This is a genomic window from Pseudomonas brassicacearum, from assembly GCF_009601685.2.
In the GTDB taxonomy this organism is placed as follows: domain Bacteria; phylum Pseudomonadota; class Gammaproteobacteria; order Pseudomonadales; family Pseudomonadaceae; genus Aquipseudomonas; species Aquipseudomonas kilonensis_B.
Genome location: NZ_CP045701.2, coordinates 1,990,262 through 2,016,904, shown reverse-complemented (window position 1 = coordinate 2,016,904; position 26,643 = coordinate 1,990,262). Strand labels below are relative to the sequence as shown.

Genomic DNA, 26,643 nt, shown 5'->3' with positions numbered 1-26,643 from the left:
AACTCCTGAAAGGCTGGAACGTCAGACTGAATGAGCAACCGTTTGTGACTGGAACCGCTTGAAGCGTCATATCTTAGCCGCAAGCAGACCTGAGCGAAATGCCCTTGTCAGAGCCTTCGCTTCAAACCGCCTCGGCCAACGGGGACCGTTCGGCCAGCAAGGGTGCCTGTTGATCCTTGAGCCAACGTGCCACCAGCGGCCAGACCTCAAGATGCGCAGCCTTGCTGACCAGCATCTCGACGTGACCGAAGTCATTGGTGAAACCCTGTCCCCGGCCCAGGCAGACAAACTGCTTGTGCTCGGAGCCGATCTGTTCGAAGAGTTTGCGACATGCCCAGGTCGGGTCCTGGTGATCGCCGGCGGCACTCACCGCCAACACCGGCAACTGGACATCGGCCAACCCGGCCCACCAGTTCTTCTCGGCATCGCCGAAACGCCCGAACAGACCGTACCAGCGCATGCTTTCCAAGGCCAGGCCGATGGGCTCGTCCTCGGGGCCACGCTTGAGCCTTGAGCCGGACAATTGGGCAAAACGCTTGAGGATGAACCGGCCGCTCCACTCCACTGGTGGAATCTTCAGCGGCCAGTAGGTGCGGCTGACCTGGGTACCAAAAAACGCCGCCGACGCCACCGCAGGTTCGCCCAGGTAGTGGCCGCCCAAGGCGGCCGCCAGGGTAATGCCACCCAGGGAATGACCGATCCAGTGGGGCACTTGCCCGCTCTGCTCACGCACGAAGGCGCCAATGGCCGGCAAGTCGTAGCGGGCGTAGTCAGCCACGCGATTGTTGCGATAGGCCTGGTTGCGCTGGGACAACCCATGGCCGCGCATCTCGGGGATCCAGACATCGAACCCCAGGCGTGCCAGGTACGCGCCCAGGCCCATGCCCTTGGGTGAATACCAGAAGCGCCGGTTGGAAAAGCTGCCGTGCAACAAGATCACCGGGACCCCGCGGGTTTCGCAGGCGTCGGCCATGCCCAGGCGGGTGACGGCCAGCTCAACGCTGTAGTCCGGGCTGTTGCCGGGTTTCAAACGATAGACGTCTTCGCTCAGATCACCGCGCAGCTCGGCGCTGATCAGGGCGACAGGAAAGAGGTTGCTGCTGCTTTGCATAATGCTCTTGCACAAAAAAAAGGGCGGATGTGGGAGCGGGCTTGCTCGCGAAGACGGTAGAACAGTCAACATTGATGTTGTCTGACACTCCGTTTTCGCGAGCAAGCCCGCTCCCACAGGTTCTGCGATTTAACTGACGGGCTTTAGTCGATCAGGCCCTTCACTCGATCAGACCGCTGCCTGACCCTCAGCCAGGAAGAACCAGGTTTCCAGCACGGAGTCCGGATTCAACGAAACGCTTTCGATGCCCTGCTCCATCAGCCATTTGGCCAGGTCCGGGTGGTCCGAAGGGCCCTGGCCGCAGATGCCGATGTACTTGCCTGCCTTGTTGCAGGCGGCAATGGCATTGGCCAGCAGCTTCTTGACCGCCGGGTTCCGCTCGTCGAACAGGTGCGCGATGATCCCGGAGTCGCGATCCAGGCCCAGGGTCAGTTGGGTCAGGTCGTTGGAGCCGATGGAGAAACCGTCGAAGAACTCGAGGAATTCTTCAGCCAGGATCGCGTTGGACGGCAGCTCGCACATCATGATCACGCGCAGGCCATTGTCGCCACGAGCCAGGCCGTTTTCCGCCAGCAGGTCGACGACCTGGCTCGCTTCGCCCAGGGTCCGGACGAACGGCACCATGATTTCGACGTTGGTCAGGCCCATCTCATTGCGCACGCGCTTGAGGGCGCGGCACTCGAGTTCGAAGCAGTCGCGGAACGACTCGCTGATGTAGCGCGAAGCGCCGCGGAAGCCCAGCATCGGGTTTTCTTCTTCCGGCTCGTAGAGCTTGCCGCCGATCAGGTTGGCGTATTCGTTGGACTTGAAGTCCGACAGGCGCACGATGACCTTTTTCGGCCAGAACGCCGCCGCCAGGGTGCTGATGCCTTCCACCAGCTTCTCGACGTAGAAACCGACCGGGTCGTTGTAACCGGCAATGCGCTTGTCGACGCTGTCCTTGATTTCCTGCGGCAGGCCGTCGTAGTTCAGCAGCGCCTTGGGGTGCACGCCGATCATGCGGTTGATGATGAACTCCAGGCGGGCCAGGCCCACGCCGGCGTTCGGCAGTTGCGCGAAGTCGAAGGCGCGGTCCGGGTTGCCGACGTTCATCATGATCTTGAACGGCAGGTCCGGCATGGCGTCCACGGAGTTCTTCTTGATATCGAAGCCCAGTTCGCCTTCGAAGATGTAGCCGGTATCGCCTTCGGCGCAGGACACGGTCACACCCTGGCCGTCCTTGAGCAGCTCGGTGGCGTTGCCGCAACCGACCACTGCCGGGATCCCCAGTTCACGGGCGATGATCGCCGCGTGGCAGGTACGCCCGCCGCGGTTGGTGACGATGGCGCTGGCGCGCTTCATCACCGGTTCCCAGTCCGGGTCGGTCATGTCGGAGACCAGTACGTCGCCGGCCTGGACCTTGTCCATCTCCGAAACGTCCTTGATGATCCGCACCTTGCCGGCGCCGATGCGCTGGCCGATGGCACGACCTTCCACCAGCACGGTGCCGGTTTCCTTGAGCAGGTAGCGCTCCATGACGTTGGCCTGGGTACGGCTCTTCACGGTTTCCGGACGGGCCTGCACGATGTACAGCTTGCCGTCGTCACCGTCCTTGGCCCACTCGATGTCCATCGGGCACTTGTAGTGCTGCTCGATGATCATCGCCTGCTTGGCCAGTTCGCTGACTTCAGCGTCAGTCAGGCAGAAACGCGCGCGCTCGGCCTTGTCGACGTCGACGGTCTTCACCGAACGACCGGCCTTGGCTTCGTCGCCGTAGACCATCTTGATGGCCTTGCTGCCCAGGTTGCGGCGCAGGATGGCCGGACGACCGGCTTGCAGCGTGCCTTTGTGGACATAGAACTCGTCCGGGTTCACGGCACCCTGCACGACGGTTTCACCCAGGCCGTAGGCGCCGGTGATGAACACCACGTCACGGAAGCCCGACTCGGTGTCGAGGGTAAACATCACGCCGGCGGTGCCGGTTTCGGAGCGGACCATGCGCTGCACACCGGCGGACAGGGCAACCAGCTTGTGGTCGAAGCCCTGGTGCACACGGTAGGAAATGGCACGGTCGTTGAAAAGGGAGGCGAAGACTTCCTTGGCGGCACGGATGACGTTTTCCACGCCACGGATGTTCAGGAAGGTTTCCTGCTGGCCGGCGAAGGAGGCATCCGGCAGGTCTTCGGCAGTGGCCGAGGAGCGCACGGCGACGGCGATGTCGGGATTGCCTTCGGACAGCTTGGCGAAAGCGGTGCGGATCTCGGCGTTCAGTTTCTCGGGGAACTCGGCTTCCATGATCCATTGGCGGATCTGGGCACCGGTCTTGGCCAGGGCATTGACGTCATCGACGTCCAGGGCATCGAGCGCATCGTGGATCTGCTTGTTCAGGCCACTCAGTTCCAGGAAATCACGATAAGCCTGGGCGGTCGTGGCGAAGCCACCTGGCACCGATACGCCGGCACCGGCGAGGTTGCTGATCATCTCGCCCAGGGATGCGTTCTTGCCCCCCACATGCTCCACATCATGGACGCCGAGCTTATCGAGGGAAACTACGTACTCTACCAAGGTGATCTCTCCACTAACTGTGTTGGAAAAGCTCAAGGCACCGGTGGCTCCAGGGGAGCGACGACCGGCGATATGGCCTGGACCTGGAAAATAAGTGAGAATGCGGGCCACTGGCGGCCGGCAAATCGCGCCTATCATATCCAAGAATCGTCACTAGCTCACTAGCTTAAGGCCCAAGGCGCAAATGAAACGATCTGCTTTCTTTATCTCCGACGGCACCGGCATCACGGCCGAAACGCTAGGCCAAAGCCTGTTGGCACAGTTCGAAAACATTACCTTCGCCAAGTTCATACGCCCGTACATCGACAACGTCGACAAGGCGCGGGCCATGGTACAGCAAATCAATAAAGCCGCCGAAACCGACGGTTTCCGCCCGATTATCTTCGATACCATCGTCAATCAGGACATCCGTGAGATTCTCGCAACGTCCAATGGTTTCATGATCGACATTTTTTCCACGTTCCTGGCGCCCCTGGAGCAGGAGCTGAGCGAGCATTCCTCCTACTCGGTCGGCAAATCCCACTCCATTGGCCACAACTCCAACTACATGGAGCGGATCGAGGCGGTCAACTTCGCGCTGGACAACGACGATGGCGCGCGCACGCATTATTACGACAAGGCCGACCTGATCCTAGTGGGCGTGTCGCGTTGTGGTAAGACACCGACGTGCCTGTACATGGCGATGCAATTCGGCATCCGCGCGGCCAATTACCCGCTGACCGAAGACGACATGGAGCGCCTGCAACTGCCCAGCGCCCTGCGCGCCCACCAGCACAAGCTGTTCGGCCTGACCATCGACCCGGACCGCCTCACCGCGATCCGCAACGAGCGCAAGCCCAACAGCCGCTATTCAAGCTATGCCCAGTGCGAGTTCGAAGTGCGCGAGGTGGAAAACCTGTTCCGGCGGGAGAACATTCCCCATATCAATTCCACGCATTTTTCCGTGGAAGAGATTTCGGCGAAGATCCTGGTGGAGAAAGGGGTGGAGCGGCGGTTCAAGTAAGGTAGAGGCCTAAAGCCAAACCTGTGGGAGCGAGCTTGCTCGCGATAGCGGTGCGTCAGTTGCATGAATGTTGCCTGACACTCCCCAATCGCGAGCAAGCTCGCTCCCACATTGGTTCTGGTATGACTGCAGGATTTGTATTCCCTGCTTTCCTCCTGTGGAAAGCTTGCTCCCACAGGTTCTACCTCAATGAGCCACAGCCGCCTGCTCTTCCATCTTCTTGCGCAGGCTCAGCGGGCGCATGTCGGTCCAGACCTCTTCGATGTAGGCCAGGCATTCCTTCTTGAACCCGCTTTTGCCGACGGTACGCCAGCCTTCGGGAACGGCCTTGTAGTCTGGCCAGATCGAATACTGTTCTTCGTGGTTGACCACGACCTGAAAGACAATGTCCTCGCGGTCGAATACTGAAGTCATGGGTGTCTCTCCATCTTTGCTCGAGGTTCGCTGCAGCGCATGCGCAGCCAGGCTATGAAAGGAACGTGCGGGCCCGAGTGAAAATTAGTCCTGGGCGAGCGCCGCCCGCAGGGCTCGCCCAAAAATTTCGGCAACCCGGTCGATTTCCACCTTTGTGATGATCAGCGGCGGCAGGAACCGCACCACGCCGCCCTGCCGGCCACCCAGTTCCAGGATCAGCCCGCGCTTGAGGCATTCACGTTGCAGCTGTGGCGCCAGGCGTGCATGCACTGGCGGATGGCCCAGGGCGTCGGGCTTACCCGTTGGGTCCACCAGTTCGACGCCGAGCATCAACCCGCGGCCGCGAATATCACCCAGTTGCGCAAAGTCCCGCTGCAAAATGCGCAGGTGCTCGCTCAGGCGCTCGCCCATGGCGGCGGCGTGGGCCGGCAGGTCATGCTCCTGCAGATAGCGCATCACCGCGGAACCGGCGGCCATGGCCATCTGATTGCCGCGGAAGGTCCCGGCGTGAGCACCCGGCAGCCAGGTGTCGAGCCAGGCGCGATAAACCACCACCGCCAGCGGCAGGCTGCCACCGATGGCCTTGGACAGCACGACCACGTCCGGAATGATCCCGGCGTGCTCGAACGCAAACATTTTGCCGGTACGGCCAAAGCCGCTCTGGATTTCGTCGACGATCAACGCTACCCCCGCCTGCTCGGTGATCCGCCGCAAACCGCGCAGCCAGTCCAGATCGGCGGGAATGACCCCGCCCTCGCCCTGCACCACTTCGACGATGACGGCAGCCGGCAATTGCACGCCGGCCTCGGGGTCATTCAGCAGGTTTTCCAGGTAATGCAGATTGGCCTTCACGCCCTCCACGCCGCCCAGGCCGAACGGGCAGCGGTAATCGTAGGGGTATGGCATGAACTGGACACCGCTGCTGAGCAAGGCGCCCAGGGGTTTCTTCGGCCCCAGGCTGCCCATCAGGCTCAACGCCCCCTGGCTCATGCCGTGATAACCGCCCTGGAACGACAGCACGGTGCTGCGGCCGGTGGCGGTGCGCACCAGCTTGAGGGCGGCTTCCACCGCGTCGGTTCCGGTAGGGCCGCAGAACTGGATCTTCGCCTCGGCGGCCAGCTCTGCCGGCAACAGGCCGAACAGGTCCTGGACAAAACGGTCCTTGACCGGCGTGGTCAGGTCCAGGGTATGCAGCGGCAGCTCATCGGCCAACACCTGCTGGATCGCTTCGATCACCACCGGGTGGTTATGCCCCAGCGCCAAGGTGCCGGCACCGGCCAGGCAGTCGATGAAGGTGCGGCCCTCGACGTCCTCGACATACAACCCCTTGGCGCGCTTGAGGGCCAGGGGAATCCGTCGTGGGTAGCTGCGGGCATTGGACTCCTGCCGATTCTGGCGGGCCAGCAGCGGCGACTCATTGAACTGGTAGAGCGTCTCGGCCGGTGCAGGGCTGACCCGCGCCGGCTGTACTTCGATAAGACTGTTGGCGACTGACATCCCTCGACCCCGCAATACGCTGAAGTAACGACACACCGCACAGGTGCGCCTCCGGTCGGAGCGCACGTGCAGGTTTCCTGTTGTGGGAACGGATCAGCAATGCAGGGATTTACTCTCGGGCAGCGCTTTCCCGGTCGACGCGATCAGTGGTTTGTTCATCAAGCCTGTGGGAGCAAGCTTTGCTCCCACAGGGCCCTCCTACAGGCCATTGTTGAAGTGAATCAGGCCGGCAACACCTGCACCGGTACCGTCAATTCGACCCGCAGCCCATCCGGGCGACTGTCGAAATGCAGGCCGCAGCCGCAACGCTGGACGATGGCCTGGACGATCGCCAGCCCCAGTCCGCAACCGGTGCTCTGGCCGTTGCGCCAGAAGCGCTGAGTCAGGTGCTGGATGTCGTCGGCGGCGATGCCAGGGCCGTGGTCGCGGACCTGGAAGCGCACGCGCTGGCCGATCATCTCCAGGCTCAGTTCCACATCGGTATCGTCCGGCGTATGGCGCAGGGCGTTATCCAGCAGATTGCGCAAGGCGGCGATGGAAAGCACCGCCGGCATCTGCACCGGTGCGTCGGACAACCCTGGGGATACGTACAGCCTGATCCGCCGCGAATCACTGCTGGCGGAGTCCTGGATCGCCAGCCGGGCGACCTGTTCGGCGTTGCACTGCACGCCATCGTCGAACGACAGGCTGCCCTCGACCCGAGCCAGCAGCAGCAACTGTTCGAGTGTGCGGTGCATGCGGTCGGCGCCCTCCTCGGCCCGGGCCAGGGATTGGTCGCGGGCGGCGCCCTCGGTCATGCGCGCCACTTGCAGGTGCGTCTTGATCGCCGTCAGCGGGCTGCGCAGCTCGTGGGCGGCGTCGCCGGTCAGCCGTCGCTCGCGCTCGATGGTCTTGCCGATGCGCTGGAACAACTGGTTCTGGGTCTCCAGCAGCGGTCGCAATTCGCTGGGCAGCGGATGGATCTGCAAGGGCTCCAGGGAATCGGCATTGCGCCGCATCAACGCATCGCGCATACGATTGAGCGGTGCCAGGCCCTGGCCAATACCCAGCCACAACAGGCACAGGCAACCGAGCAACGCCACGCCCACCGGCACCGAGGCGGCCAGCAGGATCGACATGTTCAGGGCTTCGCGTTCGATCTGGCGGTCGGCGGTGGTGATGCGCAGATCGCCCCGGGCCAGGGTGAAGCTGCGCCAGGGCGCGCCGTCGATCATCTGGTCGTGAAAGCCCATTTTTTCGGCTTCCAGTGTTTGCTCTGGAGTGCCGTGGCTGCGGGCCAGAATCTCGCCGCGCAAGGAACTGACCTGACAGGCCATGCCGCCAGGGATGCTCAATTGCTCGGCGCTCAAATGCGTGCCTTCGCCTTTGCTGGACAACGGTGGCATCTGTTCCAGCAACCCGGCGACCATCCGCGCCGACGCCACCAGGCGTTGGTCGAGGGAGAACATCATCTGGTTGCGCAGGTCACTGATCATCCACGCCGCGGCCAGGGCCCAGATCAGGGCGAAGGCCGCGCCAAGGGTCAGGCTCAGGCGCAGTCGCAAGCTCATCACTTGGAGGACTCTCCACCTTCGGCCGGCCCCAGGCGATAGCCCAGGCCGCGCACGGTCTCGACAATCCCGTTACCCAACTTGCGCCGCAGGTGGTGGATATGGACGTTGAGGGCGTTGCTTTCCAATTCGTCGTTGAACCCATAGACGCTGTCCTTGAGTTGTTCGGTGGACAGCACCCGGCCGCGACTGTGCAGCAGCGCCTGCAACAGCGATTGCTCGCGCCGGGACAGATCCACCGGCTGGCCATCCAGGGTGGTTTCCCGACTGCTGGGGTCGTAGGTCAGGCGACCGTGCTCGATCAGGTTGACGCTGCGCCCCGCCACGCGCCGCAGCAACGTGTGCAGGCGCGCCGCCAGTTCGCGCAGGTCGAAGGGTTTGAGCAGGTAGTCATCGGCGCCGGCCTGCAAGCCGTCCACCCGGTCGGTTACCGAGTCCCGGGCGGTGAGGATCAGCACCGGCGTCTCCAGCCCCTGTTGACGCAACTGCCTGAGCAGCTTGAGACCGTCCTCGTCGGGCAATCCCAAGTCCAGCACCATGACATCGAATTCCGCCACGCCGACCATCGCCCGTGCCGCCGAGGCGGTGGCGACGTGCTCGACAGTCAGGCCCTGTGCCGTAAGGCCGGCAACGATCCCGCTGGCAATCAACTCATCGTCTTCGCAGACCAGTACGCGCATGGTAAGCCCCGTGGAAAAAGGTACATTAGGCCGCCGGCCGATTAAGCCGACATTATGCGACGAGTACGGCCAACATGGGCGATCATTGCCGCCTGCCGGCCGGCGCCGGGTTAATCGACGGTTAATCGCCAGCCGCCATTGTGTTTTCCACTTGCATCGTTCTAAGGCTTTATCCATGCGTCGATTGTTTTTGTTGTGGCTGTTCCTGATCTCGGGCCTGGCCCAGGCCGCCAATCCCTTCGAAACCAAACCCGATTTCCTGCCGGTGGAAAAGGCGTTCGTGTTTACCTCCGAACGCCTGGACTCCGGGGAAACCCAGCTGTTCTGGCAAATCGCCGATGGGTACTACCTGTATCAGCAGCGGCTCAAGTTCGATGGCTTGGCCGAGGCGCAGAAACCCAAGCTGCCGGAGGGTGAAGCCCACAGCGACGAGTTTTTCGGTGACCAGCAGGTCTATCGCCAGGCGCTGGAATTGAAGATACCCGCCAGTGCCACGGGCCAGATCAAGGTCGGCTTCCAGGGCTGCGCCGACGCCGGCCTGTGCTATCCCCCCCAGACCCAGGTGGTGGACCTGGGCGGCACCGCACCAACGACAGTCAATGACGAGGCGCAGGACCAGGCCCTGGCCAGCGGCCTGCAACAACGAGCCTTGGGTTGGAGCCTGCTGGTGTTCTTCGGCCTGGGCCTGCTGCTGGCGTTCACACCGTGTTCGCTGCCGATGCTGCCGATCCTGGCCGGGCTGGTGGTGGGCAGCGGCGCCGGGCCGAGACGCGGCCTGGCCCTGGCCGGCAGCTACGTGATCAGCATGGCCCTGGTGTACGCCGCCATGGGCGTGCTCGCCGCGCTGTTGGGGGCCAACCTCCAGGCGCTGCTGCAACAACCGTGGCTGCTGGGCAGCTTCGCGGCCGTATTCGTGTTGCTGGCGCTGCCCATGTTCGGCTTCTTCGAATTGCAATTGCCGGCCGCCCTGCGTGACCGCCTGGAAAACGCCGGGCGCCAGCGCCGCGGTGGCAGCCTGGTGGGCGCCGGTATTATCGGGGCGCTGTCCGGCCTGTTGGTAGGCCCGTGCATGACCGCCCCGCTGGCCGGCGCGCTGCTGTACATCGCCCAGAGCGGCAATGCGCTGCACGGCGGGCTGATCCTGTTCACCATGGGCCTCGGCATGGGCTTGCCACTGTTGCTGTTGGTGACCGTGGGCAACCGTTTCCTGCCCAAGCCCGGCGCCTGGATGAACCTGCTCAAGGGCGTGTTCGGCTTCCTGTTCCTGGGCACCGCGCTGCTGATGGTTCGCCCGATCATCGACGGTTCGTTGTGGGTCGGTCTGTGGGGCGTGCTGCTGTTGATCGCCGCCTACAGCGCCTGGCGCCAGACCGAAGGCTTCGGCCGCACCGCCTATATCTGCGGCAGCGCCTCGTTGCTGTTCGGCCTGTGGGGCAGCCTGCTGGTGATCGGCGCAGCGGGCGGCGGCGATGACTTCTTCCAGCCCCTGAAGGTCTACGCCGGCACCGAGGGCAGCGCGACCGTCAGTGCTCACGACGCGTTCGTCACCGTCAGCGAGCCCGCCGCCCTGCAACGGGAACTGGACGCCGCCAAGGCCCAGGGCCAGTGGGTGCTGCTGGACTACTACGCCGACTGGTGCGTGTCCTGCAAGATCATGGAGAAACAGGTTTTCGGCCGCAGCGAAGTGCTGGACGCCCTGAGCGGTGTGCGCCTGCTGCGCCTGGACGTCACCGCCGACAGCCCCGCCAGCCGCGAACTGCTGGGCCGTTACCAGGTGCCGGGGCCGCCGAGCCTGCTGTGGATCGGCGCCGACGGTGAAGAGCGCCGCAGCCAGCGGATCACCGGGGAAGTCGATGCCAAGGCGTTCCTGGAGCGCTGGAACCTCACCCGGGACGCGCGCTGATGCTGACGTTTACCTTGGGCACCTTTGCCATCGCCCTTAATCACCTGTTGCTCATCAGCGCCCTGGCGCTGGCAACCTTCGTGGGTTGGCGGGTGGCCAAGCGTGGAGGCGAAAACCCTGAGTCGGTGCTGTTCGTGCTGTTTCTGCTGGGCCTGCTGGCCGCACGAATCGGCTTCGTCGCCGCCTATTGGCAACATTACCGGGACGACCCGTGGCAGATCGTCGACCTGCGCGACGGTGGCTTCCTGGCCTGGCCGGGCATCGTGGCGCTGCTGATTGGCGCCTTGTCGTGGGCCCGGCGCCGTCCGCCCCTGCGTCGGCCATTGGGCTTCGGCGTCGGCAGCGGCTTGCTGTTCTGGCTGGTGGCGACAATGTCGTTGGCGATTTATGAACAGGGCACTCGGCTGCCGGACATCAACCTGCGCACCGCCGACGGCGAGACCGTGAAACTCACCGATTATCAGGGCGGTCCCCTGGTGATCAATCTATGGGCCACCTGGTGCCCGCCCTGCCGGCGTGAAATGCCGGTGCTCGAAGAAGCCCAGCAACAGCGTCCGGACCTGACCTTCCTGTTCGTCAATCAGGCCGAAAGCATGCAAAGTGTCAGCACCTACCTGGCCACCCAAGGCCTGAGCCTGACCAACGTATTGTTCGATGGCAGTGGCCGCCTCGGCCAGGCTGTCGGTTCCATGGCCCTGCCGACCACCCTGTTCTACAGCGCCGATGGTCGCCTGCTGGGCAGCCACCTGGGGGAATTGTCGGAAGCGAGCCTGGCTCGTGCCCTGGAGAACTTCGAAACGCCGGACTCGTCCACGACACCCCACTCCGCCATAAGGAAATCGCCATGCCCCGCCTCCGCCACCTGCTGACCCTGGCCGTCGCCGCCACACTGTCGCAGGCCCCGCTGCTCCAGGCCGAAGAATTGCCGGCGGCGATCAAGAAGATCGAAGCCAAGGGCGCAAAAATCATCGGCACCTTCGACGCGCCGGACGGCTTGCGTGGTTACGCGGCGCAATACCAGAACCGTGGCATGGCGCTGTACCTGACCCCGGATGGGCAGCACGTCCTGCTGGGCAACCTGTACGACGCCGACGGCAAGGACCTGAGCGCCGAGCCACTGCAAAAACTGGTTTATGCACCGATGGCCAAGGCCATCTGGGCGAAGATGGAGGGCAGCAACTGGATCACCGACGGCAGCAAGGACGCACCGCGCACGGTGTACCTGTTCAGCGATCCGAATTGCCCGTACTGCAACATGTTCTGGGAACAGGCACGGCCCTGGGTCAAGGCCGGCAAGGTGCAGTTGCGCCACATCATGGTGGGCATCATTCGCGAAGACAGCCCCGGTAAATCCGCTGCCTTGCTGGCGGCCAAAGACCCGGAAAAAGCCCTCGCCGAGCATGAAAAGGCCGGCAAGGGCAGCTCGCTCAAACCGCTCAAGGACATACCGCCCGCCATCCAGGCGAAACTGGACGCCAACCAGCAATTGATGGACGAGCTGGAACTGTCCGCCACCCCGGCGATTTTCTATCTGGATGAAAAAGGCGACCTGCAACAGCAGCAAGGCGCGCCGTCACCAGACAAACTGGTGAAGATTCTCGGGCCGAAGTGATCCAAAGTCCAAAACTGCTCTTGTGGCGAGGGAGCTTGCTCCCGCTGGGGTGCGCCTGGAGCTGTGTAGGAGCTGACGAGTGCAACGAGGCTGCGATCTTGTCCCAGACAATTGAGTCCCAAGCGAAAGATCAAGATCAAAAGATCGCAGGCTTCGCCAGCTCCTACAGCCCCAGCGGGAGCAAGCTCCCTCGCCACGGTTAGCCAGCAGTCAGTGCTTGCGCGTCAGGAACTCCAGCAACGCCCCGGTCACGAATTCTGGATTCTCCAGGTTGGAGATGTGCCCCGCTTCCGGAATCGACACATGGGGACACCCGATCAATTCGGCCATCTCCAGCGACTCGGACGGCGGACGCGGTTTGTCCTGGTCGCCAAACATCACCGTCGTGCGCTTGGCATCCAGTTCATGCAGGCGCGGCAGGATATCGTCCCGGCCAAAAATGATCCGCCCCAACGGTACGATGCTGTCGCGCAAGCGATCAACAGGCAGCGTGGCCAATGTGGCGCGAAACTGTTGGTAGAGCGCCGACTGCGGGTCGATGCCCGGCCGGAAGAAAATCGGCACGATAATGTCCAGCAACGGTTCGGGAATGCTGCCGCTGGCTTCGATCTTGTCGAACAGCGAGAAGTAATACTGGCGAGTCGGTTCCGGCTCGACGCCCACGTAGGTGTCCATCAATACCAGCGACTGCACGCGCTCAGGCGCCGCCAGCGCCAGCCGCGCGCCCCACATCCCGCCCACCGAGAGCCCGACCAGGTTGAAGCAGTCGATGTTCAAGTGATCCATCAATGCCAATGCCTGACGAGCCAGGTCGTCCAGGGAGGTCATGCCCTCAGGCAAACGCCCGGACTGGCCGTGCCCCCACAAGTCCAGGGCGATGACCCGATAGTGCTGGGACAACACCTCGATCTGGGGCGCCCACATGGTGTGGTCCCACAGATAGCTGCTGCCCAGCACCACCACCGGGCCTTGGCCTTGGTCCAGGTAGTGAAGCGGTTGTCCGTCGATCGTTGCAAAGGGCATGGGTGAGCTCCTTGTTTGAGTCTGGGAAAAAAGCCTTGGGGAGACTGAGCTGTGCTAGGTGAGCAGTCAACCTTTGAGCCAGCAGTGCCTGTGCTGCCCCCATCGCGGGCAAGCCTTGCTCCCACAGGGTTGATGCTCGAACACAAATACTCTGTTCACAGCTGATCCCTGTGGGAGCAAGGCTTGCCCGCGATGAAGCCGCTACAAGCGCTGCAAAACTACAACCCTTCCAACTCCGCCATCAAATCATTCAACCGATCCACCTTCTCCTCAGTGATCTCGCTGGCCGCCAACCCATCGATGTAGTCAGCCAGCTCCCGCACCGTGCTGCATTCGAACATCGCCCGCAGCGGTACGTTGCGTTGCAAGGCCTTTTGCACCCGCGAGGCGATTTGCGTCGCCAGCAAGGAATGCCCGCCCAGCTCGAAGAAGTTGTCCCGAACCCCCACCCGCTCGACTCTCAATACCTGGGCCCAGATGTCGGCCAGGGTCTGTTCCAGTTCATTGCCGGGGGCTTGGTAGTCCTGGCTTTGCAACTGGCCGATCTCCAGGGCCGGCAAGGCCTTGCGGTCGAGCTTGCCGTTGGCATTGAGGGGCAGGCGGTCGAGCCATAACCAGTGCAGCGGCACCATGTATTCCGGCAGTTCATTGCGCAGGCGCCGCTTGATGCACTCAAGGCGTTCGACCGGCGTCAATGACGACTCGGCGGCGACCAGGTAACCCACCAGATGCTTGCCATTGGCGCCCTCCTGTACTCCGACAGCCGCATCGCGGACCTCGGTTTGCTCGTGCAGGCGCGCTTCGATTTCGCCCAACTCGATGCGGTAGCCACGAATTTTCACCTGATGGTCGATGCGTCCAACGTATTCCAATACCCCATCGCTGCGCCGCCGCGCCAGGTCGCCGGTGCGGTACAGCCGCTCCCCCGGCGCGCCGAACGGGTTCGGCACAAACACCGGAGCCGTGCGCAACGGATCGCTGACATAACCACGCCCGACCCCGGCGCCCGCCACGCACAACTCACCCACCGCGCCCAGCGGCACCAGGTCCAGCGCGCCGTCGAGCAGGTACAGACGATTGTTGTCGGTGGGCGTGCCAATCGGCAGATACGTGCCACGGGTCGAGGCCAGGTCGACCCGAAAGAACGCCACGTCATCGGAGCATTCCGCCGGGCCGTAGGCGTTGACCAGACCGATGTCCGGGTAACGCAGCAACCATTGATGGGCCAGTTCCGGCGGCATCGCTTCGCCGGTGGGCAGCATCCAGCGCAAGCCATCCAGGCCGATGCGTTCCTGGGCGAGCATGCCCTGGATCAGCGATGGCACGCTTTCCAGCACGCTAATGCCCTGCTGCTGTACATGCTCCAGCAGCCCTTGCGGGTCGTGGGCGATGGCGTTGGGCACGATGTCGACCCGGGCGCCGAACAACGGCGCGGCCAGGAACTGCCAGACCGAAATATCGAAGCTCTGGGACGCCGTCTGGGCGATCACATCCGCCTCGCTCAGCGCCAGGTACGGCACCTTGCTCAGTTGGTTGTTGAGCATGCCCCGCTGTTGCACCATCACGCCTTTGGGCAGGCCGGTGGAGCCAGAGGTGTAGATCACGTAGGCCAGGTTATCCGGCCCGCTGTAGACGCCCGGGTTTTCCAGCGAAAGAGCGCTGGCCTGGACGGCTTCCCACACCAGCAACTTCGGGCGCCCGGAGCAGGCGAACTCATCCAGCAAGGCCTGCGCCTGGGCCTGGCAGGCCTGGGTGCAAACCAGCAACGGCGTGCGGCTCAATTCGATGATGCGGCTCAGGCGCTGGCTCGGCAGGCCCGGGTCCAGCGGCAAGTAGCCGGCACCGGCCTTGAAGCTGCCGATGATCATGCCCAGCAGCTCGGTATCCCGTTCGGCCAGCAGCGCCACCGGCTGATCCAGGCCGACACCGGCAGCGATCAGGGCATGACCGAGGCGGTTGCTGCGCGCATTCAATTCGGCGTAGCTGTAGCTCGCGTCCAGGCAACTGACCGCAGGACGTTGCGGATGAGCCGCGACCCGCGCCTCGAACAGTTCGACGTAGCTCTGTTCCAACGGATAGGCACGCTCGCTCTGGTTGCAGCCTTCGATGAGCAAATCCTGCTCTTGAGCACCGATCAGCGGCAGCTCGCTCATGTCGCCGTGCAAGCCCTCCATCAACGCCAGCAACAACCGCTTGAACTCGCCCAGCAGCCCCTGGACGGTACTTTCATCGAAGTAGCGCTGGTCGTACGAAAGGTGCAGGCCCAGGTCATCCCCCGGATAGCAGACCGCCGTCAGCGGGAAGTTGGTGTGGGTGCGGCCCGAGTCCGAAGTGGCGTTGAGGCTTTGCGCGCGGTCCAGCACCGAGACCTCCACCGGCGCGTTCTCGAACACGAACAGACTGTCGAACAGCGGCTGGCCCTTGGGCAGTTCGCTGACCTCCTGAATGCTCACCAGCGGCAAGTATTCGTACTCGCGCAGTTGCATGTTGCTGTCCAGCAGATCGCTGAGCCACTGGCGCACACTGCAACGCTGATGGTCCTCAGGCATTTGCACGCGCAAGGCGACGCTGTTGATGAACAGCCCCACGGTGCGTTGCATCTGCGGCAGCTCCACCGGGCGTCCGGCCACAGTGACGCCAAACAGCACGTCGCGATCCCCGCTGACCCGCCGCAGCACCAACGCCCACGCCGCCTGGGCAAAGGTGTTGGCCGTCAGTTGATGGGCCTGGGCCAGTTCCCGCAGCCGTGCGCCATCCCGGGCATCGAGACGGGTGTAGCAGTCGCCGACGCTCATGCCGCCGCTGTCACCGGCGTGCTCGCGCAGCAACGGCCGGTCGCTGGGGATCGGCGTGGTCCGCTCAAAGCCTTGCAGGTTGTGCCTCCACCACTGCCGGGCTTCGGCCAGGCTCTGGTGCTGCAACCAACCGATGTAGTCGCGATAACGCGGCGGCACAGCCAACTGCGGTTCGCGGTTTTCACCCAGGGCGGTGTAGATCTCGAAGAAGTCGTCCATCAGCAGCGAACGGCACCACGCATCGATGAGGATGTGGTGGTTACTCATCATGAACCAGTAGCGTGCCGCGCCGACCCGAATCAACCGCAGGTGGAACGGCGCCTGGTTCAGCAGATCGAAACCGGCCTCGCGCTCGTTCTTGAGCAGCGCCTGGAGCTTGGCTTCCTGGGCGTCTTCGGGCACCTCGGACCAGTCGAGGTAATCCACCGGCGTGCGGCCCGGCTTGTGGATGATTTGCAGCATGTCTTCGCCGACGTTCCAGCAGAACGAGGCGCGCAAGGCTTCGTGGCGGGCGATGACCGCTTGCCAGGCCTGGGCAAAACGCTGCGCGTCCAGTTCGCTGTTGATGCGATAGCGATCCTGCATGTAGTACAGGCCCGTACCCGGTTCCAGCAAGGTGTGCAGGAGCATGCCTTCCTGCATCGGCGTCAGCGGGTAGACGTCTTCGATCTGCCCGGCCGGCACCGGCAAGCTGTCGAGTTGGCCCTGGGTCAGTTTCGCCAGGGGGAAGTCCGATGGCGTCAGGCCGCCCGCCTCGTCCGTCAGGCAATGCTCGATCAGGTGTTGCAACTCATCGAGGTAGGCCTCGGCCAGCGAGGCAATCGCCTGGCGGTCATGGCGCTGGGCACTGAAGGTCCAGCGCAGCACCAGCTCGCCGCCGCTGACCTGGCTGTCGACGCTCAGTTCGTTGGGCAGTGGTGCCTCGGGATCGTGAATCGCACCCAGCGGCGCATCCAGCGGCTGGAACAACGCATCGTGACCCAAGGTCTGGTCGAGCTGGCCCAGGTAGTTGAAGGTGATCGCCGCGTGCGGCAAGCCGGCCATCGTCTGGCGCGTCGCCGCGTCCGCCAGGTAGCGCAATACGCCATGGCCGAGGCCCTTGTGGGGCACCGCGCGCAGTTGTTCCTTGATGGCCTTGATCGAGGCACCGTAGCCTTCGGCCGCTGGACTCAGGCGCACGGGATAGACGCTGGTGAACCAACCGACGGTGCGGGTCAGGTCGATGTCGTCGAACAGTGCTTCGCGGCCGTGGCCTTCGAGCTGGACCAGGGCCGAGGCATGGCCGCTCCAACGGCACAGCACCCGGGCCAGCGCGGTAAGCAGCAGGTCGTTGACCTGGGTGCGATAGGCGCTCGGCGCCTGTTGCAGCAGTTGCCGGGTGCGCTCGGCGTCCAGGCGCACGCTGATGGTTTCAGCGTGACGTTCCTGGAGTCCGCCGTCGGGATTCGCGCAGGGCAGCTGCAGCTGCGCGCCGCTCAACTGTGCTTGCCACCACTCCAGTTCCTCGCGCAAGGACTCGCTGCCGGCGTAGGCCTGCAAGCGTGCGGCCCAATCGCGCAATGGGCTGGTCTTGGCCGGCAACTGCACCTCCCGCCCGGCGGTGAGCTGGCGGTAGACGGTTTGCAAATCGTCCATCAGCACCCGCCACGACACACCGTCGACCACCAGGTGATGGATGACGATCAGCAACCGTTGCTGGCCGTCGGGTAGCTGCGCCAGCACGGCGCGCAGCAATGGCCCGGTTGATAGATTGAAACAGCTCTGCGCCTGGGCAAATAACGCTTCGCAATCCTGCGCGGTGTCCACGCACAGGTGCTGCAACAGCGCAACGCCAGACAATGGCTGATGCTCGGCACGCCAATGCCCGGCGGTCTCACTGAAGCCCAGGCGCAAGGCATCGTGGTGCTGCAAGACGCTGCGCAGCGCCTGCTCCAGCGGTTGCGGCGCCAGGGCCGTGGTCGGCTCCAGCACCAGCGCCTGGTTCCAGTGATGCCGATTGGGGATCTGACGCTCGAAGAACCAGTGCTGGATCGGCGTCAGTCCGGACTCACCCTGCAACAGGCCTTGCTCGGCGTGCACTTGCTGGCTGAGCGTGGCAACGCCTGCCAGGGTCTGTACGGTCTGGTGCTGGAACAGGTCGCGGGGCGTGAAATGAATGCCCTGCTGCCGGGCGCGGCTGACCACCTGGATGGACAGGATCGAATCGCCGCCCAACTCGAAGAAGTTATCGTTGAGTCCCACCTGCCCGACGTTCAGCACGTCGCACCAGATCGCCGCCAGGGTCTGCTCCAGGGCATTGCTCGGCGCCACGTAGTGTTGGCGATTGAGTTCGGGATCGGGCAGCGGCAAGGCGCGGCGGTCGAGCTTGCCGTTGGCGGTCAGCGGCATGCTCGCTAGCAGGATCAGGTGCGCGGGCACCATGTAGTCCGGCAGTTGGGCCTTGAGGTGGTTTTTCAAGGCGTCGCGCAAGGTCGCTTGTTGCGCGTTGTCCTGGCTGGCGACGTCGCTCACCAGATAACCGGCCAGTTGCTTGCCGCCGGGCGTGTCGAGGGCCAATACCACGGCCTCGCGCACCGCGTCATGCTCCAGCAGGCGGGTTTCGATTTCCCCCAGTTCGATGCGAAAGCCGCGGATTTTCACCTGATGGTCGATCCGCCCCAGGTATTCCACCAGACCGTCGGCACCCTGGCGCACCAGGTCGCCGGTACGATAGAGGCGTCCGCCCTCGGTGGCGAACGGGTCGGCGACGAAACGCTCGGCGGTCATGCCCGGACGCTGGTGATAACCCTGGGCCAGACCGGCACCGCCCACATACAACTCACCTGTGGCGCCTGGCGGCACCAACGCCAGGTCGGCGTCGAGGATGTACGCCACGCGGGCGCCAATCACGCTGCCAATCGGCACACTGGCCGCGCCCTCTTCCAGTCGCTGCGCAGCCAGGCTCGCCAGCGGCATGACCACGGTTTCGGTCGGGCCATAGGCGTTGAAGAACAGATTTGGGCTGAACGCCGCGCGAATGCGTTGCAAATGCTCGCCGGTCAGGGCCTCGCCGCCGGTGATGCACATGCGCACCGGCAGGGTCTGGCCCTGGGTCGCCAGCCACTGCGCCAACTGGCTGCCGTAGCTGGGGGTGAAACCAAGAATGTTGATGCGATGCTGGCGAATCAGCCCGCAGATTTCCTCGGCGTCCCATTGGCCCTGGGCCCGCAGCACCACCTGGGCGCCGCTGAGTAATGGCACCAGCAGACGTTCGGTGGCCGCGTCGAAGTTGATGGAATAGAAGTGCAGCTCGCAATCGTCCGGGCGCATGCCGAAGCGTTGGATCACTGCCTGGCAATGCATGGCGATTTCACCGTGGGACACCACCACGCCCTTGGGCTTGCCGGTGGAGCCGGAGGTGTAGATCAGGTACGCCTGGTGTTGCGGCAGGTTGATCAGCGGCAGCGGGTGATCCGGGTAGTGCGCCAGGGCCGCCGAATCATCTTCCAGGCACCAGCACCCCACTTCCTCGGGCAACGCGCCAAGGGCCTGGAACATCGCCCGGTCACTGAGCAGCAGGCTGACGCCGCTGTCCTCGATCATGTAGCTCAAGCGGTCCAGCGGGTATTCCGGGTCCAGCGGCACGTAGGCGCCGCCGGCCTTGAGGATCGCCAGCAGGCCGATGACCATTTCCAGCGAACGCTCCAGGGCCAGGCCGACCCGCACCTGCGGCCCGACGCCTCGCTTGCGCAGCATCCAGGCCAGGCGATTGGCGCGGCTGTTCAGTTGCGCATACGTCAGGGTCTGCCCGGCAAACGTCAGGGCCGGCGCATCGGGACGCATCCGCGCCTGTTCGTCGAACAGTTCGTGGAGGCATTGGTCCAGGCGATGCTCACCGGGCTCGACGCCCAGGCTGTCGAGCAGCTGTTGCTGCTCGCGGGTGTCCAGCAACGGCAGTTCGCTCAGGCGTCGGCCCGGATCGACCAGCAACGCCTCCAGCAGATTGCGCCAGTGCCCGGCCATGCGCGCGATGCGCGGTTCGTCGAACAGGTCGGTGCTGTAGGTCAGACAGCAACCCAGGCGCTGATCCAGGTCGGTGACTTCCAGGTTGAGGTCGAACTTGGTGGCCCGGGCGTCGTTGACCAGGTATTCCACCGTCATACCGGCCAGCGTGCGGCTCTGCTGAAATTCCCAGCGCTGCACGTTGCACATCACCTGGAACAGCGGGTTGTAGGCCGCACTGCGCGGCGGTTGCAGGGCTTCCACCAGATGATCGAACGGCAAGTCCTGATGGGACTGGCCTTCGATGACGGTGTGGCGCACCTGTTCGAACAGTTCGCCCACCGACATCTGCCCGTCGAGCTGGCAACGCAACACCTGGGTGTTGAGGAACGCCCCGATCAGCCCTTCGCTTTCCGGGCGGATGCGGTTGGCCACCGGCGCGCCGATGCGCAGGTCGGTCTGGCCGCTGTAGCGATAGAGCAGCACGGCCAGGGCGGCGGTCATGGTCATGAACAGGGTCAGGCCCTGTTGCGCGTTGAAGGCACGGACTCGCGCCGCCAGCTCATCGCTGAGGTCAAAACGGAACAATTCACCGCGATGACTTTGCACCGACGGACGCGGACGGTCACCGGGCAGTTCCAGCAGCGGATGTTCGCGGCCCAATTGCGCGGTCCAATAGTCGAGTTGTCGCTGGCGCTCGCCGGACTCCAGCCACTGACGCTGCCAGACGCTGTAGTCCAGGTATTGCACCGGCAGCGGTTCCAGCGGGGATTCACGGTCGTCGACAAAGGCTTCGTACAGCGCGCTCAGTTCACGGGCGAAAATGTCCATCGCCCAGCCTTCGGTGACGATGTGGTGCAGCGTCAGGACAAAGTAATGCTCATGCTCGGCGGTCTTGACCAGGCAGGCCCGCAGTAGCGGCCCGGTTTCCAGGTCGAAAGGCTGGTGGGCCTCGCTGTCGGCCAGTTGCTGTACCCGCTGTTCGCGGACGTCGGCGGCCAGCTTCGAGAAATCCTTCCAGCCCATGCGCAGGCCCGTTTCACTGTGCACCTGCTGACGAGCCACGCCATCGACGCTCGGGAACGTGGTGCGCAGGGTTTCGTGGCGCAGGATCAACGCCTGCAAGGCCGCCTCGAAGCGCCCGACATCCAGCACCCCGCGCAACCGCGCCATGCCGCCGACGTTGTAGGCCGGGCTGTGCGGCTCCATCTGCCAGAGGAACCACATGCGCTGCTGGGAATAGGACAGCGGCACCGGTTGGCTGCGGTCGACCTTCTCGATGGGCGGCTGGCGGTTGGTCTGGCCGCTGGCCTGGATCAAGCGCACCTGCTCGGCAAAAGCCCCCAGTTCACTGGCCTCGAACAGCGTGCGCAGCGGCAGTTCGACGTCACAGGTTTGGCGGGTACGGGAAATGATCTGGGTCGCCAGCAGCGAATGGCCGCCGAGGGCAAAAAAATCGTCCCGCAGGCCGATGCGCGCAAGGCCCAGCACGTCGCGCCAGATGCCGGCGATTTGCTGCTCCAGGGGGCTGGCCGGTTCGACGTGCTCGCGCACCTGCCATTGCGGTTCGGGCAAGGCGCGGCGGTCGAGCTTGCCACTCGGGCCCAGGGGCATGGCGTCCAGGCGCAGCAACTGGGCGGGCACCATGTAATCGGGCAGCTCGGCAGCCAGGGCGGTTTTGAGTCGATGGCTCAACTCGTCCTGATCCTGAGCGACATCCGAGGCGGTGTAATAGCCGATCAACTGCGGACCGGCCGAGGTGTCGCGCACCAACACCGCCACTTGGGCGACGCCGTCCTGGGCCAGCAGGCGCGCTTCGATTTCCTGCGGCTCGACCCGAAAACCGCGCAGCTTGATCTGCTGGTCGAGGCGGCCAAGGTATTCGATCACGCCATCGGCGCTCCAGCGCGCACGGTCGCCGGTCCGGTACAACCGCGCACCGGCCGGCCCCAATGGGTCGGCGACGAAGCGCTCGGCGCTCAGGCCCGGACGGCCGAGGTAACCCCGGGCCAGGCCCAGGCCGCCGATGCACAGCTCGCCGGGCACGCCGGCCGGTACGGGGTTGAGGTCGCTGTCGAGTACCCGGCACAGCACGTTGCCCAGGGGACGGCCGATCGGCGAGCGCTCGCCATCGGCCTCGGTGCAATACCAATGGGTGACGTTGATCGCGGTTTCGGTCGGGCCATAGCGATTGTGCAATTGCACCGCCGGCAGTTGCGCCAACACCCGGTTGCGCAGTTCGGCGGGCAAGGCTTCGCCACCGGAGAACAGCCGGCGCAGACTGCTGCAGCGGGCGCTCAGTGGTTCGTCGACAAACAGGCTGAGCAACGGCGGCACGAAGTGCAGCGTGGTGACGCCAAACTGCTGCACCAACTGGGCGATGCGGTGCGGGTCACGGTGTTCGCCAGGGCCAGCCAGCACCAATTGGCTGCCGGTGATCAGCGGCCAGAAGCATTCCCAGACCGACACGTCGAAACTGATCGGCGCTTTTTGCATCAGCACATCGGTAGCATCCAGCCCGTAGGTCGCTTGCATCCATTGCAGGCGCTCGGCCAGGGCGGCGTGGGTGTTGCCGACGCCTTTGGGCTGGCCGGTGGAGCCGGAGGTGTAGATCACGTAGGCCAGGTGGTCGCCGTGCAGGTGCAGGCCCGGCGGGTTGCTCGGCCATTGCTCCAGGCGCAGGGTGTCCATGGCGATGACACTGACGCCGTCGCAAGCCGGCAAACGTTCGAGCAGCGCGGTTTGGGTCAGCAGCAAGTCGACGCCGCTGTCGTGGAGCATGTAGGCCAGCCGTTCGGTCGGGTAGTCCGCATCCAGCGGCACGTAGGCGCCGCCGGCCTTGATGACCGCCAGCACGCCGATGAGCAACTGCGGCGAGCGCTCGGCGGCAATCGCCACGCACACGTCCGGGCCAACGCCCTTGTCCCGCAGGTAATGGGCCAGGCGGTTGGCCTGGGCGTGCAGCTCGGCATACTCGAGTTGGCCACCGTTCCAGCGCAACGCGATACGTTGCGGCGTACACCGGGCCTGTTCGTTCAACAGTTCCGGCAGCCATTGGCTGGCCGGTGCGCACGGGGCAGCGCTCCATTGCTGCTGTTGGCTGTGTTCAGCAGCGCCCAATAACGGCACATCGCCGATGGCTTGTTGCGGATCGGCGCAGACCGCCCGCAACAGGTTGCAGTAATGCGCCGCCAGCCGCTCGATAGTCGCCGCCTCGAACAGTTCGTCGGCGTAGTCGAACGACAGCGTCAACCGACCGTTGCGATCTTCCTCGCTGTGCAGTTGCAGGTCGAACTTGGCTTCGCGGCTGTGCCACGGCAACGCCTCGGCCAGCAACCCCGGCAAACGGCGCAAGGCACTCAAGTCCCGCTGCTGGTGGTTGAACATCACCTGGAACAGGCCCTGCTCACGCGCCTCGGGAAACGCTTCGAGCAGTTGTTCGAATGGCAGGTCCTGGTGGGCCTGGGCACCAAGTGTGGCTTCCCGTGCCTGGGCCAGCAGCGCGGCGAATGGCTGACGTGAATCGACCTGCCCACACAGCACCTGGGTGTTGATGAAGAAGCCGATCAGCCCCTGGGTTTCCAGGCGCGGACGGTTGGCGTTGGGCACGCCGATGCGGATGTCGGATTGGCCGGTGTAACGCTGCAGCAGCGCCTGGAAGGCTGCCAGCAACAACATGAATGGCGTCGCCTCATGGGCCTGGGCCACTTGACGCAGCGCCTCGCCGAGGCCGTTGTCCAGGCGCAGACTATGCCGCGCGGCACTGCGCTGGCGTTGAGCGCCGCGCGGGTGATCCGTGCCCAGCACCAGGGCCGGATGTTCAGCACCCAATTGCTGCTTCCAGTAGCTCAGTTGGCGCTCGGCCTCGCCCTGGGCGAGCCATTGGCGCTGCCAACTGCCGTAGTCGGCGTATTGCAAGGACAACGGCGCCAGCTCGGCGACCTGGCCTTGGGAGGCGGCGGCGTACAAGCGGGAGAATTCTTCAATCAACACATTCATCGACCAGCCGTCGGCGATGATGTGGTGCAGTGTCACCAGCAGTTGATGGTCATCCTCGTCGAGACGCAACAGGCTGACCCGCAGCAGCGGCCCCTTCTGCAGATCGAACGGCGTGGCCGCTTCGTCTTCTCGAACCTGTCGCGCCCGGGCTTCACGCGAGGCGGCGGGCAGGTCGCCGAGGTCGATGACGGGCAGCTTGAATTCACCGGCCGGATCGACTTGTTGCAGGGCCACGCCATCCCGCTCCAGAAACCGCGTGCGCAGGGACTCATGACGCTCGATCAATTGCTGGAAACTGGCGCGCAACGCGTCTTCGTCCAGCTCGCCGCGCAGGTGCAAGGCGCCAGGAATGTTGTAGGCATGGCTCGTCGGATCGAGCTGCCAGGTAAACCACAAACGGTTCTGGGCCAGGGATTGCGGCAACGCTTCGTCGCGCGACAATGCGCTGATCGCGCCTTGAGGCTGACCGCCGTCCTGTTGCTGGTTCGCCACCGCGGCGGCGAACGCGGCCAGGGTTGGCGCTTCGAACAGCAGGCGCAGGTTCAGTTCCAGCCCCAGGGTTTCCCGTAGCCGTGCGATCACCTGGGTGGCGGCGATGGAGTTGCCGCCCAGCAGGAAGAAATGATCGTCAGCCTGGACCTGTTCGACCTGCAACTGCTCCCGCCAGATTTGGCCGATGAGCGTTTGCAGCTCGGAGGACGGCGCAGACTCGTCAGCGACTTCTGCCTCGGCTGATGGGAACCGTGCATAACTGTCCAAGCTGCCATCGGCCAATCGACTGCGGCACGCCGAGCGCTGCAACTTGCCGCTGGAGGTCTTGGGCAACGCGCCGGGATTGAGCAGCACCACTACGCTCGGGGCTTGCTGGCAGGCCTCGGCCACCGCCTGGCGAATGGCTTTGATCAAGGCTTCGGGCGGCAGGATTTTCTGCACGCTGCGGCTGATTTCCGCAGCGATGCCGATGCCTTCTTCACCGCCATCGTTGACCGCGAACGCGGCCACGCGGCCCTTGCGCACCACCTCCACTTCACGTTCGATGGTTTGCTCGATGTCCTGGGGATAGAGGTTATGCCCGCGCACGATCAGCAGGTCTTTCAGGCGACCGGTGATGAACAGCTCGCCACCGCGCAGGAAACCCAGGTCACCGGTACGCAGCCAGGTCCGGCCGTCGTGCTGGACAAAGGTCTTGGCGCTGGCTTCGGGATTGCGCCAGTAACCCAGGGCGATGCTCGGCCCGGCCGCCCAGACTTCACCGACCTGATTGTCGGCCAATGGCTGCAACGTGGCGGGCTCGACGATCAGCACCGCGTGCCCGGGCTGGCTGACACCACAACTCATCACCGCACTGCCCTGCCCCGGCTCGGCACGGTTTTGCGCCAGCGCCACATCATCCACCCGCAGCGAAGCAATGCCGTGGCGGCGCGGCGTGCCGGCGACGAACAAGGTCGCTTCGGCCAGGCCGTAGGAGGCCATGAAATTGTCCGGCGTGAAGCTGCACGGGGCGAACTTCTCGGCAAAACGCTCCAGCGTGTCGAGGCGGATCGGCTCGGAACCGGAATAGGCCACGCGCCAGCCGCTCAGGTCGAGACGCTGCAGGGCCGAATCACTGATCCGTTCGCTGCACAGCCGATAGGCGAAGTCCGGGCCACCGCTGATGGTGCCGCCGTATTCGCTGATCGCTTCGAGCCAGCGCAGGGGTCGGGCCAGGAAGTAGGCCGGCGACATCAATACGCACGGAACGCCGCTGAACACCGGCTGCAGCAAGCCGCCGATCAAGCCCATGTCGTGGTACAGCGGCAACCAGCTGACGATGACGTCATCAGGGTTCAGGTCGATGCCGAAGCCATGGCGGATCAGCAGTTCGTTGGCGACCAGGTTGCCGTGGCTGACCTGCACGCCCTTGGGTAACGCGGTGGAGCCGGAGGTGTATTGCAAGAAGGCAATGTCATCGTCCTGCAGCGCCGGCATCCGCCATTGCCCGGCGCAAGCCGGGTCGAGGGTATCGACGCACAACACCGGCGGCGCCGAGTCGATGGCTTGCAATGGCTCGCGCAGATCGCTGCTGGTGAGCAGCAGGCGCGGTTCGGCGTCTTTGAGGATCGACAGCAAGCGCTCTTGATGATGGCGACGGGCGGACTCCGGTGGATAGGCCGGCACGGCAATCACCCCGGCATAGAGGCAGCCAAAGAACGCCGCGACGTAATCCGGGCCGCTGGGGAACAGCAGCACGGCGCGATCACCCAGCGCTGCCTCGGCCTGCAAGGCGGCGGCGATGGTCCGGGCACGCAGGTCCAGGTCGCGATAACTCAACACCACGCCCTGCCCAGGGGTGTCGGCAAGGAAGCGCAGGGCCACCCGGTCCGGCGTCAACGCGGCGCGGCGCTGGAGGGCATGAGCCAGGGTGATGGGGAGTTCGAACGCGTCGGTCATGGGGGGTTCCTGCCTGGATTCGGCTTGCAAGTTGTCACCCATGGGAACGGATAGCACCGATAAATAATTAGTCGGGGAGCCGGCTCGCCGAAGCCGCCGAC

At 64.2% G+C, this 26,643-nt stretch carries 12 protein-coding genes; 4 read left to right on the top strand and 8 right to left on the bottom strand.

Annotated elements, in window-relative coordinates; genetic code table 11:
* Positions 1 to 121: 121 nt before the first annotated feature.
* Both GFU70_RS08825 and ppsA read right to left on the bottom strand, forming a co-directional pair.
* A complete protein-coding gene (locus tag GFU70_RS08825) occupies positions 122 to 1,111 on the bottom strand; it encodes an alpha/beta fold hydrolase (RefSeq protein WP_153387886.1) in 990 nt (329 codons plus the stop codon).
* A gap of 168 nt (positions 1,112 to 1,279) precedes the next feature.
* Entirely contained in the window at positions 1,280 to 3,655 is a 2,376-nt protein-coding gene (gene ppsA, locus GFU70_RS08820) for a phosphoenolpyruvate synthase (RefSeq protein ID WP_064106901.1), read from the bottom strand.
* A 184-nt stretch (positions 3,656 to 3,839) separates the two neighbouring features.
* Here ppsA and GFU70_RS08815 point away from each other — a divergent pair, with 184 nt between their 5' ends.
* Entirely contained in the window at positions 3,840 to 4,658 is an 819-nt protein-coding gene (locus tag GFU70_RS08815) for a pyruvate, water dikinase regulatory protein (protein ID WP_014337326.1), read from the top strand.
* Between the two features lie 186 nt (positions 4,659 to 4,844).
* On the opposite strand, the gene GFU70_RS08810 is transcribed toward GFU70_RS08815, so the two are convergent.
* The 4 genes from GFU70_RS08810 to GFU70_RS08795 form a co-directional block, all read right to left on the bottom strand.
* Positions 4,845 to 5,072, bottom strand: coding sequence for an MbtH family protein (locus tag GFU70_RS08810; protein WP_028237696.1), 228 nt, complete (start codon positions 5,070 to 5,072; stop codon positions 4,845 to 4,847).
* An 84-nt stretch (positions 5,073 to 5,156) separates the two neighbouring features.
* On the bottom strand, positions 5,157 to 6,569 hold the full coding sequence (locus GFU70_RS08805; protein ID WP_153387885.1) for an aspartate aminotransferase family protein: 1,413 nt from the start codon (positions 6,567 to 6,569) through the stop codon (positions 5,157 to 5,159).
* Positions 6,570 to 6,790: 221 nt separating this feature from the next.
* Positions 6,791 to 8,122: an ATP-binding protein gene (locus GFU70_RS08800; protein ID WP_153387884.1), complete on the bottom strand. Its 1,332-nt coding sequence runs from the start codon at positions 8,120 to 8,122 to the stop codon at positions 6,791 to 6,793.
* Positions 8,119 to 8,799, bottom strand: coding sequence for a response regulator (locus tag GFU70_RS08795; RefSeq protein ID WP_013692602.1), 681 nt, complete (start codon positions 8,797 to 8,799; stop codon positions 8,119 to 8,121). The genes GFU70_RS08800 and GFU70_RS08795 overlap by 4 nt, the downstream gene beginning before the upstream one ends.
* 175 nt (positions 8,800 to 8,974) lie before the next feature.
* Between GFU70_RS08795 and dsbD the strand changes: the two genes are divergently transcribed.
* Genes dsbD through dsbG form a run of 3 tightly spaced genes read left to right on the top strand, consistent with a single transcriptional unit; the run spans position 8,975 to position 12,314 of the window.
* Positions 8,975 to 10,702 carry a protein-disulfide reductase DsbD gene (gene dsbD, locus GFU70_RS08790; protein WP_153387883.1) on the top strand — a complete coding sequence of 576 codons (1,728 nt, stop codon included), beginning with the start codon at positions 8,975 to 8,977 and terminating at the stop codon, positions 10,700 to 10,702.
* Positions 10,702 to 11,571 (top strand): TlpA family protein disulfide reductase, encoded by an 870-nt coding sequence (locus tag GFU70_RS08785; protein WP_058545827.1) that lies wholly within the window; start codon positions 10,702 to 10,704, stop codon positions 11,569 to 11,571. The genes dsbD and GFU70_RS08785 overlap by 1 nt, the downstream gene beginning before the upstream one ends.
* Positions 11,547 to 12,314, top strand: a complete 768-nt coding sequence (gene dsbG, locus GFU70_RS08780) for a thiol:disulfide interchange protein DsbG (RefSeq protein ID WP_058545828.1) — start codon at positions 11,547 to 11,549, stop codon at positions 12,312 to 12,314. Before GFU70_RS08785 ends, dsbG begins: the two co-directional genes overlap by 25 nt.
* 210 nt (positions 12,315 to 12,524) lie before the next feature.
* Here the strand turns inward: dsbG and GFU70_RS08775 are convergent, their stop codons facing one another.
* Together GFU70_RS08775 and GFU70_RS08770 are read right to left on the bottom strand one after the other, a co-directional pair.
* Positions 12,525 to 13,337 (bottom strand): alpha/beta fold hydrolase, encoded by an 813-nt coding sequence (locus GFU70_RS08775; RefSeq protein WP_153387882.1) that lies wholly within the window; start codon positions 13,335 to 13,337, stop codon positions 12,525 to 12,527.
* A 218-nt stretch (positions 13,338 to 13,555) separates the two neighbouring features.
* A complete protein-coding gene (locus GFU70_RS08770; protein WP_153387881.1) occupies positions 13,556 to 26,542 on the bottom strand; it encodes a non-ribosomal peptide synthetase in 12,987 nt (4,328 codons plus the stop codon).
* Positions 26,543 to 26,643: the final 101 nt, after the last annotated feature.